Source organism: Secundilactobacillus malefermentans (genome assembly GCF_008033155.1).
Lineage (GTDB): Bacteria > Bacillota > Bacilli > Lactobacillales > Lactobacillaceae > Secundilactobacillus > Secundilactobacillus malefermentans.
The window spans coordinates 1,586,268-1,600,080 of record NZ_CP042371.1 but is presented as its reverse complement, the minus strand read 5'-3'; the positions used below and the strand labels follow the sequence as shown (position 1 = coordinate 1,600,080).

Below are 13,813 nucleotides of genomic sequence, written 5' to 3'. Positions count from 1 at the left end.
ACCTAGGATAATATCCTTGAAGTGAACCCCCGGTATTGGACCAAATCCAATACCGGGGGTTTTACTATGACAAAATACACTAAACTATTTAAATTTAAGGTTGTTCAAGACTATTTGACCACTTCGCTCGGACTTAAGTTAATCGCTCGTAAATACCAGATCAAAAGTTATACAACCGTTAATAAATGGATCAGACAATATCAACATTTCGGTACTGAAGGACTTGAAGTTAGAAGACCAGGAAAAGTTTATGATGGCTCCTTTAAGGTAAATGTTTTAAAATGGATGAAAACGAACCAGGCGTCCTTAACTGAAACTGCCCTTAACTTCGATATTTCTGCGCCGTCCACAATCTGGCAATGGCAACGTTCTTTCGAAAGAAATGGTGTTGATGCCTTGTATCGTGGTAAGGGGCAACCAAAGCTAATGCCAACGAATAAACAAAACAAGAAAGTTAAGAAGCAAAGTGAACTAGAACATTTACGCGAAGAGAACGAATTACTAAAGATTGAGAACGAATATCTAAAAAAATTGAAGGCCTTGGTTCGATCACAACAAGACGACGAGCACAAATCATCCAAGAATTAAGGTCGAGCTATAAGCTTGTCAAGATCCTCAAAGTAGTTGGAATGGCCAAAAGTACATACAGCTACGCTGTAAGTCACGTTGCCGTTGATAGCGACAAAGACGCGGGACTTAAACAAACAATTACTGATTTCAAGACTAAGGCTCCTGCGGCGGGTTATCGTCAGGTTACTGGGCAATTACGCGAAATGGGTATAGTCGTTAACCACAAGAAAGTATTACGCTTGATGCGAGAATTAAACCTACTGTCGACTGCCTTTAGTAAACAATCTCGAAAGTATAATTCTTATAAAGGAACGGTTGGCACTATTGCGAAAAACAGACTTAACCGCCGGTTCATGTCAGATCGTCCTTATCAAAAATTAACGACAGACATTACTGAAATTCGTTGGGGCAAGAAAACGATTGAAGAGCGTGCTTATTTTACGTGTATCTATGATTTGTTTTCTGGCGAAGTACTTAGCTATAATATTTCTTTAAATCCAACTGTGACATTCACGACAAAGGTTTTAGAGTCAGCAATCAATCGCATTCCCAAACAATTAGGTTATCGCACAACAATCCATTCAGACCAAGGATTCCAATATCAGAATATTCGTTGGGTTCAGATTTTGAAACGACGTCGAATTATTCAAAGTATGTCTCGAAAAGCAACCTGTTTAGATAACGCCGCAATGGAAAGCTTCTTTCACATAATGAAAGCAGAAGTGTACTATCAAAAAGAGCTCAATACGCTTGAAGAGTTAACTTCAGCAATATCGAGCTGGATTCAATATTATAATTTTTCTAGAATTAAAACAAAACTGGGTGGTAAGAGTCCGGTTAAATACCGAACTCTTACCACCCAGAAAGTTGCTTAAAGTTTCGTCCAATATTTGGGGTTCACTTCACCTAGGTATTTTTGTGTCGTCATCCTATTCGTCATCATCCACTGACATCATCAGGACATTTTCAGAATAGTTAATATATTCCCGCAAACTGGCAGCCATTTGCCACGTAATGTTCCCTGCTTCCAGAAGCGATTGTACGCCATTTCGTTCAGCTCCGAGCGCTAACGTCCGTAACTTATTAATTTGCTTTTGGTAAACTTCTTGTGACTTTTGTTCAGTTGATTTTGCCCGTTCAATTCTATTCCGGTAATGAATCACCAAATGATAGATGGCCTGATTATCAAACTGTTTTTCATTCACATCTTTTCGGGCTAGGTAAGTTGACAGTGCTTTGATAGCCGCTTTCGACCCTTCGCGCTCAATCAAATTAATATCTGCTTCCACCTCAGCGGTATCATCACTCATTAACCAAATCCGGACATTTCGAACAAGTTGTCTGCCCCAGACTCTTCCATTTCTAAGTGACCACATCATGAGGTGCCCAGATGACTGCACAACGCGTCGCTCACTTCGCCGAATTCGATTACCAACAACTAAATAGCTATTTCTAGAAATCTGGCGACTCTTGTACAACTGCTCTAATGAATCTAACTCGCTATTATAGCCCACTCTTCTTAGTGTAATTTCATCCTGCAGCGTACTTTGAATAAGTTCGTCATCCCTAAAATTAATCTCCAACCTTCTAATGATAAATTGATAATCCAAAATAAGGTCATATGCGGCACGCTGATTTGTGAGTCGCCGATTTTCTTCAATTTTGGAAACAGCCAAGCGCATGATGTACGCTTTTGCTTCCTCAACACTGATGAGGGTGTTGCCTTCTTCATCCTCAACTTCTTCAACTTCCTCGTTTATTGGAGAATCTCGTGTTTGCAGAGGTTGCCCCCCCCTTGGGGAAATAATCGGCAGCGTAATCGTTGCAACTACCAAACTAATAATAATGACCCCTGCCGCAACAAATAGGGCAAGCGCACGCTCGGGAAACTCAGCGCCAGTTGACGTCACTAACGGAATGGAAAGAACCCCGGCCATTGTGATTGCACCCCGCACACCAGAAAGTCCTGACAATAGTGAAACCCGTAAACTGGGCTTTTTCCCTCGTTTGCGAATATACGAAATAGTTTGATAAATTAATATCCAAATCACCCTAATGACCAAAATGATGAACCAGGCACCAAATGAATAGGCAATTGCCTGCATCGTGCTAAACTCAGAATTCGTGATAATTTCTCGCGTTGCCAGCGGAAGCTCAATCCCTAAAATTACAAAAACAATTCCGTTTAATAGGTAAATAATGATGTCCCAGGTATTTTCGGTTACCAACCTTAACTCGGGTAAATCTTCAATAAGCCGATTCTCTTGCGCGTGTGAAAGTGCTCCAGCTGCCACAACCGCGATAACCCCAGATGCATGGGCGACCTCTTCGGTAATTAGATAGATGACAAATGGCGTAATAATTTGTAAAACCGCATTAAACACCACGTCATTAATTCCTTGTCGGCGCAGAATATCTTTTAATAGTTCAATTGCCAACATTAAAATCAGACCGGCAAGCAGGCCGACTAAACTAATGTATAAAAAATCGCTCGTTGCGTGAGCGAGTGAGAAATAGCCAGTCACCGTTGCGGCTACCGCGTATTTGAACGCAATCAACCCTGATGCATCATTGATCAGACTCTCACCGCTCACTAAATGGAGAATCGCATCTGGTAACTTAGCTCGTTTAGAAATAGATTGAACGGCAACTGGATCAGTAGGTGATAGAATAGCTGCCAACGCAATTGCAACTGGCAGTGGCATCTTGGGAATCATAAGGTAAATTAAGAATCCACCCGCAATGGTTGTAATGAAAACTAGCAAAATTGCGTTTGCAAATATGGGTCCCCTTAGCTTCCAAAGTTCTTGTTTCGGGAATCGCCGACCATCATTAAACAACAGTGGCGCAATAAACAGTAGTAAAAACCAATCTGTTTCTAGTTCAATTTTGACGTTAAAAACAATTGCAATGACTAATCCCAGGGTTACTTGAATTAAACTAACGGGGATAAAGGTTAGGTAGTGGCTAATAATATTTGATGCTAAGACTAATGTGGTTAGCAATATAACGGCTTCTACAATTGGCACTTACAATCTCCCCCTGTCCTTATTTACTTAGCGTCTTCTCCGATAATTCGTACCTCAGTTTCTAGGTGTACTTGAAATTTTTCGTAAACAACTGCTTGAATATGATGAATTAAATCTAAGTAATCTGTCGCGGTTGCGTGATCAATGTTCACAATGAAACCAGCGTGTTTAGTGGAGACTTGCGCGCCACCCCATTTGAGTCCCTGCAAGCCTGCTTCCTGAATCAATTGCCCTGTATAATGGCCAGTTGGTCGTTTAAAGACGCTACCACATGATGGTAATTCCAGTGGCTGTTTAGCTGCTCGCTTTGCATTCAATTCATCCATTCGGGTCTGAATTTGATCAGGATTCCCCTTTTTTAACTTAAAGGTAGTTGAAATGACAACCTCGTGGTGATCCTGGATGCTTGAGTGGCGGTAACCGAAGTCTAATTCCTCATGGTTAAGTTCCTTAACTTCACCATTTTGAGTCATCACGGTCGCTTTAGAGGCAACTTCGCTAATTTCTCCGCCGTAAGCCCCTGCGTTCATAAAAACGGCTCCGCCAACGCTACCGGGAATTCCAGCCGCAAATTCTAGGCCAGTAAGGGATGCTTTTTGTGCAAATTGGGTTGTCGCAATAATCGAAGCCCCAGCATCGGCCGCCACCGTTAAACCATCGCTCACAATGTTATTCATTTTGGTTAAGATAATGACGAGGCCATTGATGCCCCCGTCCTTTACAATCAAGTTACTAGCATTTCCAATGATTGTAACGGGAAGATTTTGTTTATCAGCATAGCTTAATAATTGCTGAACAATTTCACTTGATGTGGGGAAAATTAATAAATCTGCTTTTCCACCGGTTTTCGTATTTGTATAACGTGATAATGGCTCATCTTTCAAAAAAGTCAGTTCCGGGAATTCTTTCTCAATGTTCTCTGTCATTTTCATATCCTCACTCGTTATTCTCGATTAAAATAAACTATTACTAGTTTACCACGAGCACTATGGTTGCGCATACCATGTTACTTGACCTTACTGGGTCTTTCTTCTAATTTTTGCTATACTATGATTGAAATGGGGGAATTAACTTGAAATTTATTTCGTGGAACGTAAACGGATTGAGAGCTGTCGTCAAAAAGGATTTCGAAGCAGAGTTTGAGGCACTTGACGCAGACTTCTTTTGTATTCAAGAGACAAAGATGCAGGAAAACCAGCTTTCTTTGGATTTGCCAAATTACCATCAATATTATAATTATGCTGAACAGAAGGGTTACTCCGGAACAGGTATTTTTACAAAGCACGAACCCCTATCCGTCCATTACGGAATAAATGTCCCTGAACTGGATCATGAAGGTCGAACCATTACGCTTGAATATAAATCGTTTTTCTTAGTTACTTGCTATACGCCCAATTCTGGACACGAACTCAAGCGTTTAGACTTTAGAATGCAATGGGATCCCGCCTTTCAGTCCTATCTATTAAAATTAAACAAACGTAAACCGGTCATTATTTGTGGCGACTTAAACGTTGCTCATAGTGAAATTGATTTGAAAAGCCCAACATCAAACCACCACAACGCAGGGTTCACCGATGAAGAACGTGAAAATTTTACGACACTTCTAGATTCCGGATTTATTGATACGTATCGCTATTTTTACCCAGACAAAAAAGAAAAATACTCTTGGTGGAGCTATCGAACAAAGGCCAGAGAAGTTAACTCCGGCTGGCGAATCGATTACTTCTTGGCAAGCAAATCGCTTGCACCTCGCATTTCAGATGCTAATATATTAACAAACGTCATGGGATCTGATCATTGTCCAGTCGTGCTGATGACCCACAATCTTGAAGTCTAAGGACTCAATTTATAAAGGAAGATAATTATGAATTTTATTGCAATGGATTTTGAAACTGCAAACGGTCATCGGGATAGTGCCTGCTCATTAGCACTTACAATAGTGCAAAGTAACCAAGTAGTGGATGAATTCTATTCACTCATTAAGCCGGATTCGCCATTTAACTGGCGGAACACGCAAATTCATGGAATTCATGAAAAAGATGTCTTGGACGCGCCCACTTTTCCTGAGATGTGGGAACACATTTCACCACTCTTTAATCAAGAGCAATTAGTCATTGCCCACAATGCCGCGTTTGATAACAGCGTCCTCAAGCGCAGTTTAGAACATTTTATGCTACCTCGTGCGCAATACTTAACGTTGGACACGGTTAAAACTAGTCGTCAATTTTTCCCACAGCTTCCAAATCATAAATTGGATACTGTCAGTAATGCGCTTGGAATTGAGCTTGAGCATCATCACAATGCATTAGATGATAGCTTGGCATGTGCAAATATTTTATTGTATGAAGCAAATCAGTTTGGCATGGCACCCCTTAAGCCGTTTATCCACGCAGTATAAAAAAGAGTTTTGATCAATTATGAAGTGAACCCCGATAATTGGAGAAATCCAAATTATCGGGGTTTTATTATGTTTTCAAAAAAAATAAAATTACAGGCTATTCTAGAATTAGCACATGGCCTTCCACCAAGCTATATCAATAAAAAGTACGGAATTAAAGGGTCTGCGACTATATATGAGTGGAAACGTCATTTTAATCAGTTTGGTGTGGAGAGTTTCCAAGACAAACAGACCAAGACTTACTTTGATTATTCGTTTAAAATGAAAGTAATTAAATGGCGTTTCAATCAAAGAGCCTCTTATCCTGAAACTGCGAAGCAGTTTAAAATCAAGCATCCAGCTGTAATCTGGCAATGGGAAAAAGCTTTTAAAGAAGGACGCCTCAATATTGATCAAAGGCGGTCGAAATTAATGTCCAATAAGGATGTAGAAAAGAAATCTAAAGAACAGCTAGAAGAAGAAAATCGTGTGTTAAGGGTTCGGGTGGCTTATCTGGAAAAATTACACGCCTTGGCTCAGAAGAAGAAAGACTTACAAACCAAGAAAAAGCGCAAATAGTTACTGAGCTGAGGCGAGAATTAAACGAACAACTAAGCTTTATCCTCAAAGTTATTAATATGGCTAGTAGTAGCTTTCACTACGCCCTTAGGCGTAAAGATGACTCTAGATATCCGCACAAATTAGTAGCTGAAATTCTCCAGATTAGATTGGATAATCCTGACTTTGGCTATCGCACTGTAACTGCCGAATTAAAAAATAGAGGCAAAAGAATTAATCATAAGGTCGTACTCAAAATCATGAAGCAGAACAACGTTCTCTGTCATGCCTTTGATAGGAAAACCAGGAAGTATAACTCATATAGAGGAACTGTGGGCAAACTAGCTAAGAATAAATTAAAGCGTAGATTCAATACGAATCGACCTTATCAAAAAGTAGTCACCGATGTTACTGAATTAAGATGGGGAACCGGTTCCACTAATGAACGAGCTTACTTCACCGCTTTTGTGGATTTATTTAGTAATGAGATATTGTCTTGGAACCTTGGGCTTAGCCCAAATGTGGATTTTGTTACAACTCCATTGAAAGATTTAATCAAATCAAAGCCACAACTACCATATAAGATGCTGATTCATTCAGATCAGGGATTTCAATATCAGAATCGTAGCTATATTTCAAAGCTAAAAGAAAACCACATCATCCAAAGTATGAGTCGCAAAGCGACATGCCTGGATAATGCGGTTGTTGAAAGTTTTTTCCATATTCTAAAAGTTGGAACAGTGCATAATAATCATTATGCCTCTTACGAAGAGCTTAAAATCGGCATTACCAAATATGTGGACTATTACAACAATAAGAGAATTAGAACAAAATTGGCTGGAAAGACCCCGGTTCAATACCGAGATCTTTCCAACCAATTCAGTGCCTAAAATTAACTCCAATATTTGGGGTTCACTTCATTATTAATATTGATCAAAACTCTTTTTTGACGGATAAATTCATCATAATCGTGTTCTTTTTTTCGCCATCAGGCAGTTGCATCTTCTCGGCTTTTAAGATTTCAAAGCCTGCGCGCTTATAGATATGAATTGCCGCGGCGTTTTCGGCGATGACCGTCAGCCATAATTTACGAAGCTTCGACGTCGTCTGAGCCCAATAAATTGCTTCATCGACTAACATACTCCCTAACCCTTGATTCCAAAATTCTTTTAAGACGCCAACTCCTAATTCCGCTTCTGCTTTTTTGGAATCTGTGCATTACAGACTTACAACACCAATTAAACTGCCGTCAAAATCAGCAACAATCACCTGATCCAAAGGTGATTGATTAATAAGTTCCAATTGGTCACTTTCTTCTTGAACGGACAACATTGGAATTTGTTCATCAATGGTAATTGTTTCCGTTTCCGATTGAAGCTTATTGAGTAACTCAACTAAGGCTGCTGCATCAGCGCTTTCCACTCCCCGCACAGTCACTTCTTCACTCATTTGAATGTACCAATTTTTGACTGATTTCTTCAAATCTGGAGCCATTTGGTTTTAAAATTAGTTTTCGGTCATTCTCTGCCTGATCATCCTCACGTAAAAAAACAATTCTCAAGTAATTTTCTGGTAAATCTTCATTGATAAACTTCGACCACTCAACAACGTTAACCCCATCGCCATTAAAATACTCATCAAGTCCAAGTTCATCAGCGCCGCCTTCTTCAAGACGGTAAGCATCCATATGGTACAGTGGCAATCGCCCCTCTTGATATTCGCGAATAATTGTAAAAGTAGGACTTTTGACGTTTTTCTTAATGCCAAGACCACTCGCTAATCCCTTCGTAAAGGTCGTTTTTCCAGCGCCAAGATCTCCGTCTAGTAAAATTAAATCCTTTGCCAACAGGAATGGTGCGAGTTTTTTCCCAAGCTCAAATGTCTGTTCTGAATTTGTTACTTCAACTTCATAATCCAAATTATCTTCCTCCAAAATTAAAAATAGCCTCCCAAAAGAGCGCCTTTTGAGGGACTATCTTAAAATTTATGCATCAAAAGATTGCGCAGCAGTGATAATGGCAACTTTATATACATCCTCTTCATTTGCACCACGTGAAAGGTCAGAGACAGGCTTATTTAGTCCTTGTAAAATAGGACCAATAGCTTCAAATCCGCCAAAACGCTGTGCAATTTTATAGCCAATATTACCTGATTGTAGTTCAGGGAAAATAAATACGTTAGCATGTCCAGCTACCTTAGAACCGGGAGCTTTCTTTTCGCCAACTGATGGAACGAAAGCTGCATCAAACTGTAGCTCGCCATCAAGCGCCAAATCAGGGGCTTGTTCATGTGCTAATTTAGTTGCTTCTTCAACCTTAGTGACCATTTCACCCTTTGCTGAACCCTTAGTTGAGAAGCTAAGTAATGCAACCTTAGGATCGATACCAAAGACCTTAGCAGTGTGGGCACTTTCAATGCCAACCTCTGCCATACCTGCAGCATCTAATTCAATATTAATGGCACAGTCAGCAAAGACGTAACGTTCTTCACCCTTTTGCATAATAAAAGCACCACTAATTCGTTTAACGCCGGGCTTTGTTTTGATAATTTGTAAAGCAGGACGAACGGTGTCCCCGGTTGGATGATTAGCACCTGAAACCATGCCATCTGCTTTATCCATATAAACAAGCATCGTTCCAACATAATTAGGATCTTCAAGCATTTTTTTGGCCTGATCTTCAGTGTTCTTTCCGTGACGACGTTCTACCAATGACTGTAACATTGCATCATCAGCAGCCACCTTAGGATCCACCACTTGTACCTTGCTTAAATCCCAACTATGACTTGCAGCAAGCTTTTTAACCTGTTCTGGGTCACCTAAAACAATTGGCGTTACCAAATCGTCTGCCGCTAATCTAACTGCGGCACCAACAATCCGTTCGTCTTCCCCTTCAGGGAATACGATTGTTTTCTTTTGCTTGCTAATCTTCTGCTTTAACCCATCAAAAAGTTCCATGTACAAAGCCTCCACTAAATAATATTTCTCAATCTCTCTTATAGAAATAGCTTGGACTCACTTGTCAGATTGCGTTAATTCAACGTGTTCTGGCAATTGCCAATCAATCGGCGCTTCTCCCATTGATTTTAAGGCGATATTCGTCTTAGAAAATGGTTTTGAGCCAAAGAATCCACGATTTGCCGAAAGCGGACTCGGATGGACCGATTCAATGACAATGTTCGTCTTGGTATCAATCAACTTAATCTTATTTTGAGCTGCCCTTCCCCACAAGATAAAGACCACGGGTTCCGAGCGTTGAGACAAAGCTTGAATCGCAGCATCAGTGAGCTGCTCCCATCCCTTACCTTTATGCGAAAACGCTTGACCATTTCGCACGGTCAACACTGAATTCAGTAAGAGCACTCCCTGCTTCGCCCATTTTTCCAAATAACCATGATTAACTGGTTTGATTCCAAGATCTGACTCTAATTCTTTATAAATATTTCGCAAAGATGGGGGAATTTTTTCGCCAGGTAAAACTGAAAAACTTAAGCCATGAGCTTGATGTGGTTCGTGATATGGATCCTGACCCAAAATAACGACCTTTACCTGACTATATGGCGTCCACTCGAAGGCTTCAAAAATTTGAAACATATCCGGATGAATATCATAATTCTGATACTCTTCCTTTAAAAACGCATGCAATTTTTGATAATAAGCTTTCTCAAATTCCGGCTGAAGTACTTCCCACCAGTCATTATGAATAAACGGTTTCATTCCCAACACCTCAAGGTTTATTCTATCATAATTTATCACGAAATAACATTAACGGATTTATTTCTCCGTTCATGATAAACTGTCTTTAGTAGTATTATTAAACTAGAAACGAGGGATCTTATGCGCAAGCTTTATATCAATCAATCTAGTTTGAAAACGCAAGAATCTGCTGTTGTCCGAGATGAACAGCGTCAATCCATTTATTTGTTAATCGGTAAATGGGGAATAGCTGCTGATTCCATTTCTGCTTACAATATGCACGGTGGTTTAGTAGCCGAATTAAAACAACTTTCAACTGGCCTATTTCCTAAGTTTGATTTGTACGCTTACCAGCATAAAGTTGGAACAGTTTCTAAACATATTGCCTTCCAAAACGAACTAACCTTTGTTCATGGCTTAAATTGGGTTATAGTCGGAAATCAGCTTAAGGGCGATTATAAGATTTACCATGGATTGAACCTTGTTATGTCTGTTAAATCAGGCGAATATAATGGTAGCCACAATTATAAGGAGCTCGTAATCTCCGAGATTGAAGATGAACCCGTTTGCGTTTGTCTTGTGGCAATCCTTGATCACTGGGCTCACCGTAATCAGCCTTTAAAAAATAGAATAGCATCTCGTCTGAATCCCGGGACAAATTTGGGTCAAGTTCAATATCGAATTACCTCTTGTTCAGATGAAGACCATAAAAAATAGTCATTCGACTTTATCGAATGGCTATTTTTTTACACGTTCATAACTTTGCTCAAAAAATCTTGCGTCCGGGTATTTTGTGGATGATTAAACACCTCATCCGGCGTACCAATCTCTTGAATTTTACCGCCATCCATAAAAGCCACTCGGTCGGCCACTTCTTTAGCAAATCCCATTTCGTGAGTAACGACAACCATCGTCATCCCGTTTGTCGCTAAATCCTTCATGACGGCAAGTACATCGCCAACCATTTCAGGATCCAAAGCACTCGTTGGCTCATCAAAGAGCATAATCTCTGGTTCCATTGCTAAAGCTCGTGCGATGGCCACTCGCTGCTCCTGTCCACCAGATAGCGAAGCAGGCTTCACATCTGCCTTGTCTGATAGTCCAACCTGATCAAGCAAGCGCACAGCACGTTTTTTGGCATCAACTTTTGTTAATTTTTTTAGTTGAACGGGTGCCAGCATAATATTCTCAATCACTGATAAATGTGGGAACAGATTGAAATGCTGAAAAACCATGCCGATATTTTGTCGGACCTTATTTATATCGGTTTTTTTATCCACAAGATTGTATCCATTGATTTCAATGATGCCAGAATTTATTTGTTCAAGGCCGTTCAAACACCGCAATAAAGTTGATTTTCCTGAACCAGAAGGTCCAATCACACAAACAACTTCTTTGGGAGCAACTTCTAAATTAATGCCACTTAACACCTCATTGTTGCCATAACTTTTATGGAGTTCTTTAACTGATACCTTTAACTGTTCGTTCATACTTGTGTCCTTCTTTCAACCCAGTTGGATAGCCAAGTGAGCAACGTAATGATAACAATATAGATAATCGCAATTATCGTCCAAATTTTGAACCCTTCCATATTTCTTGAAATAATCACTGTTCCTGTTTCGGTTAATTCAAACAGGCCAATAACGGAAAGAATTGACGTGTCCTTTAAAGTAATGATGAACTGGTTTACAAATGATGGCACCATAATCCGTAATCCTTGAGGCATGATAACCCGTCTCATTGCCTTTCCATATGGTAAGCCTAACGACCTTGCAGCTTCCATTTGGCCCTTATCCACAGCTAGGAATCCACCCCTTACAAACGCACCGGTATAGGCCCCTTCGTTAAGCGTTAATGCAATTATTCCGGCGACTAGCGCAGGTATCTTATTTCCAGTTAGGTTGGGAAGCCCAATATAAATGAAAAATGCTAGAACCATGAGTGGCATCCCTCGGAAGAGATAAATAATGACTGCCGCTATGCCCTTTGCAATCCGATTTGGAATAACACCCAAAACTCCCAGAATAATTCCTAAGATTGTCGCAAAGAAAATTGAAACAACTGTTAATTCAAGCGTTAGAACTAAACCATGTAATAGAGCTGCTCGATTCGTTTTAACTAACCCAATGAAAGTTCTGCTAGATTTTGAATCAGTCGTTAATTTAGATTTCTTTGATGAAAGATATCGATCAACGATTTTTTTGTACGTGCCATCCTTTTTTGCTGCCTTCAGCCCTTTATTGAATTTGCTAAGAAGTAAGGCGTTCTCACCTTTCTTCACGGCAAAACCGTACTTACCAGCTTGCTGAGGCTTCGTGATAATTTTAAGCCCATCTCCATTTTTAATTCCGTAAGCCATCACAGGATAATCTTCAAAGCATGCAACTGAATTGCCAACTTTAACATCATTATACATGGTATTCGAATCGTTAAAATACTTAATTTTAAACCCATATTTAGGCTGCAATGATTTCCCATATTCTGCAGCCGTTGTTCCTGTTTTTAAAGCCACTGTTTTGCCCTTTAATTGCTTATATGTTTTAATTTTACTTTTCTTACCAACAGCCATTACTTCTCCTGAAGAATAATACGGTTCGGAGAAATCAAATTGTACTCGTCGTTCACTGGTAATATTCATGCCGGCAATAACGCCATCCACTTGTTTTGCCTCAAGTGCTTGTACACATGCGTTAAAGCTCATTGGCTTTAATTTGTATGTAAAATGCTCCTTCTTTGAAATTTCCTTCAATAAGTCCATATCGATTCCTCGATAACTACCATTATCTGCCCGAAATTCAAATGGCGCATAAGTTGCATCTGTTGCAATCGTATAATTAGGCTCGCTAGCGGCAGAAACCTTTTGGGCATTACCCATTACCAGCCATACGAGTGTCAAACAAAAGCTTAAAATAATAACCCAATATTTGCTTCTCATAAAACGACCTCATTTCTTGAAATGAATTTCATGTTATAAAACATAACATACATTTTGTGAAAATGCGATAGTTTTATTAAAATCAAATTAAAATATTGGACGTCATGTTAGGTTAAGTGCACAAAAAAAGCCATGAAAGTTATTTCATGGCTTAAATCATCAATAGTGCTTGAGAACTCTCGCAATTTGTCGATCTTGATCTCGACGCTTGATGGTTTCTCGTTTATCATACTCGTGCTTACCTTCGCCAACTCCTAACAAAACTTTGGCAAAACCCTTTTTCAGATAAACTTTAAGGGGAACAATGGTAATCCCTTTGTCCATTGTCATCGTTCCGAGCTTTTTAATTTCTTTCTTATGGAGCAACAACTTTCGATTTCGCAACGGATCGTGATTGAATCGGTTTCCCTGATCATATTCACTAATGTGAACATTTACGAGCCAGGCCTCACCGTTTCGAATCTGTGCAAACCCATCCTTTAAATTAAGTCGTCTCTCACGGGCAGACTTAATTTCAGTACCAGTCAAAACAACGCCAGCCTCGACAGTTTCTAAAATATTATAATCGTGCCTGGCCTTCTTGTTTTGAGCTAATACATTGTCATCATTTTGTTTCGTTTTCTTTTTTGCCAAATTCGTCACCTCGATAT

At 39.8% G+C, this 13,813-nt stretch carries 16 protein-coding genes; 6 read left to right on the top strand and 10 right to left on the bottom strand.

What is annotated here, in order from left to right:
- The first annotated feature begins 66 nt into the window (after positions 1-66).
- Positions 67-1,445, top strand: a protein-coding gene (locus tag FGL90_RS07755; protein ID WP_147657317.1) for an IS3 family transposase whose coding sequence is annotated in 2 segments (ribosomal slippage) — positions 67-556 and positions 556-1,445 — 1,380 coding nt in all. Because the reading frame shifts where the segments join, the coding sequence is not laid out codon by codon here.
- A gap of 54 nt (positions 1,446-1,499) precedes the next feature.
- Here FGL90_RS07755 and FGL90_RS07750 read toward each other — a convergent pair.
- A complete protein-coding gene (locus tag FGL90_RS07750) occupies positions 1,500-3,599 on the bottom strand; it encodes a cation:proton antiporter (RefSeq protein WP_147657589.1) in 2,100 nt (699 codons plus the stop codon).
- A 23-nt stretch (positions 3,600-3,622) separates the two neighbouring features.
- Complete coding sequence (gene murB / locus FGL90_RS07745) at positions 3,623-4,525, bottom strand: UDP-N-acetylmuramate dehydrogenase (RefSeq protein ID WP_147657588.1); 903 nt, start codon at positions 4,523-4,525, stop codon at positions 3,623-3,625.
- Between the two features lie 146 nt (positions 4,526-4,671).
- Between murB and FGL90_RS07740 the strand changes: the two genes are divergently transcribed.
- The 4 genes from FGL90_RS07740 (at position 4,672) to FGL90_RS07725 (ending at position 7,424) form a co-directional block, all read left to right on the top strand.
- On the top strand, positions 4,672-5,436 hold the full coding sequence (locus FGL90_RS07740; RefSeq protein WP_010620597.1) for an exodeoxyribonuclease III: 765 nt from the start codon (positions 4,672-4,674) through the stop codon (positions 5,434-5,436).
- Positions 5,437-5,463: 27 nt separating this feature from the next.
- Positions 5,464-5,997, top strand: a complete 534-nt coding sequence (locus tag FGL90_RS07735) for a 3'-5' exonuclease (RefSeq protein ID WP_010620596.1) — start codon at positions 5,464-5,466, stop codon at positions 5,995-5,997.
- Between the two features lie 69 nt (positions 5,998-6,066).
- Positions 6,067-6,555, top strand: a complete 489-nt coding sequence (locus tag FGL90_RS07730; RefSeq protein WP_225423032.1) for a helix-turn-helix domain-containing protein — start codon at positions 6,067-6,069, stop codon at positions 6,553-6,555.
- Positions 6,498-7,424 (top strand): IS3 family transposase, encoded by a 927-nt coding sequence (locus tag FGL90_RS07725; RefSeq protein ID WP_147657585.1) that lies wholly within the window; start codon positions 6,498-6,500, stop codon positions 7,422-7,424. Before FGL90_RS07730 ends, FGL90_RS07725 begins: the two co-directional genes overlap by 58 nt.
- Before the next feature lie 43 nt (positions 7,425-7,467).
- On the opposite strand, the gene FGL90_RS07720 is transcribed toward FGL90_RS07725, so the two are convergent.
- The 5 genes from FGL90_RS07720 to FGL90_RS07700 all read right to left on the bottom strand — a co-directional run bounded on the left by FGL90_RS07720 (position 7,468) and on the right by FGL90_RS07700 (position 10,249).
- Positions 7,468-7,674, bottom strand: coding sequence for a GNAT family N-acetyltransferase (locus FGL90_RS07720; RefSeq protein ID WP_147657583.1), 207 nt, complete (start codon positions 7,672-7,674; stop codon positions 7,468-7,470).
- A 78-nt stretch (positions 7,675-7,752) separates the two neighbouring features.
- The gene (locus tag FGL90_RS07715; RefSeq protein WP_147657581.1) at positions 7,753-7,983 is read right to left on the bottom strand and encodes a GNAT family N-acetyltransferase; all 231 of its coding nucleotides are present in this window, start codon (positions 7,981-7,983) and stop codon (positions 7,753-7,755) included.
- Entirely contained in the window at positions 7,976-8,452 is a 477-nt protein-coding gene (gene tsaE, locus FGL90_RS07710; RefSeq protein ID WP_033445284.1) for a tRNA (adenosine(37)-N6)-threonylcarbamoyltransferase complex ATPase subunit type 1 TsaE, read from the bottom strand. The genes FGL90_RS07715 and tsaE overlap by 8 nt, the downstream gene beginning before the upstream one ends.
- Positions 8,453-8,518: 66 nt before the next feature.
- Positions 8,519-9,490 (bottom strand): phosphate acetyltransferase, encoded by a 972-nt coding sequence (pta, locus tag FGL90_RS07705; RefSeq protein WP_010620592.1) that lies wholly within the window; start codon positions 9,488-9,490, stop codon positions 8,519-8,521.
- A 57-nt stretch (positions 9,491-9,547) separates the two neighbouring features.
- Complete coding sequence (locus tag FGL90_RS07700; protein ID WP_010620591.1) at positions 9,548-10,249, bottom strand: uracil-DNA glycosylase; 702 nt, start codon at positions 10,247-10,249, stop codon at positions 9,548-9,550.
- A gap of 120 nt (positions 10,250-10,369) precedes the next feature.
- Here FGL90_RS07700 and FGL90_RS07695 point away from each other — a divergent pair, with 120 nt between their 5' ends.
- Entirely contained in the window at positions 10,370-10,945 is a 576-nt protein-coding gene (locus tag FGL90_RS07695) for an LURP-one-related/scramblase family protein (RefSeq protein WP_010620590.1), read from the top strand.
- Positions 10,946-10,974: 29 nt separating this feature from the next.
- On the opposite strand, the gene FGL90_RS07690 is transcribed toward FGL90_RS07695, so the two are convergent.
- The 3 genes from FGL90_RS07690 to smpB all read right to left on the bottom strand — a co-directional run bounded on the left by FGL90_RS07690 (position 10,975) and on the right by smpB (position 13,796).
- Positions 10,975-11,718 carry an amino acid ABC transporter ATP-binding protein gene (locus FGL90_RS07690; RefSeq protein ID WP_010620589.1) on the bottom strand — a complete coding sequence of 248 codons (744 nt, stop codon included), beginning with the start codon at positions 11,716-11,718 and terminating at the stop codon, positions 10,975-10,977.
- Positions 11,715-13,103, bottom strand: a complete 1,389-nt coding sequence (locus tag FGL90_RS07685) for an ABC transporter substrate-binding protein/permease (protein WP_225423061.1) — start codon at positions 13,101-13,103, stop codon at positions 11,715-11,717. The genes FGL90_RS07690 and FGL90_RS07685 overlap by 4 nt, the downstream gene beginning before the upstream one ends.
- Positions 13,104-13,322: 219 nt before the next feature.
- A complete protein-coding gene (smpB, locus tag FGL90_RS07680; protein WP_010620587.1) occupies positions 13,323-13,796 on the bottom strand; it encodes an SsrA-binding protein SmpB in 474 nt (157 codons plus the stop codon).
- Between the last annotated feature and the right edge of the window lie 17 nt (positions 13,797-13,813).

Excerpts from the sequence above, each read along its gene's own strand:
- FGL90_RS07720 (WP_147657583.1), bottom strand. The coding sequence starts at position 7,674 with ATGTTAGTCGATGAAGCAATTTATTGGGCTCAGACGACGTCGAAGCTT.
- FGL90_RS07685 (WP_225423061.1), bottom strand. The coding sequence starts at position 13,103 with ATGGGTAATGCCCAAAAGGTTTCTGCCGCTAGCGAGCCTAATTATACG.
- FGL90_RS07695 (WP_010620590.1), top strand. The coding sequence starts at position 10,370 with ATGCGCAAGCTTTATATCAATCAATCTAGTTTGAAAACGCAAGAATCT.
- FGL90_RS07730 (WP_225423032.1), top strand. The coding sequence starts at position 6,067 with ATGTTTTCAAAAAAAATAAAATTACAGGCTATTCTAGAATTAGCACAT.
- FGL90_RS07700 (WP_010620591.1), bottom strand. The coding sequence starts at position 10,249 with ATGAAACCGTTTATTCATAATGACTGGTGGGAAGTACTTCAGCCGGAA.
- FGL90_RS07690 (WP_010620589.1), bottom strand. The coding sequence starts at position 11,718 with ATGAACGAACAGTTAAAGGTATCAGTTAAAGAACTCCATAAAAGTTAT.
- murB (WP_147657588.1), bottom strand. The coding sequence starts at position 4,525 with ATGACAGAGAACATTGAGAAAGAATTCCCGGAACTGACTTTTTTGAAA.
- pta (WP_010620592.1), bottom strand. The coding sequence starts at position 9,490 with ATGGAACTTTTTGATGGGTTAAAGCAGAAGATTAGCAAGCAAAAGAAA.
- FGL90_RS07735 (WP_010620596.1), top strand. The coding sequence starts at position 5,464 with ATGAATTTTATTGCAATGGATTTTGAAACTGCAAACGGTCATCGGGAT.
- FGL90_RS07715 (WP_147657581.1), bottom strand. The coding sequence starts at position 7,983 with ATGAGTGAAGAAGTGACTGTGCGGGGAGTGGAAAGCGCTGATGCAGCA.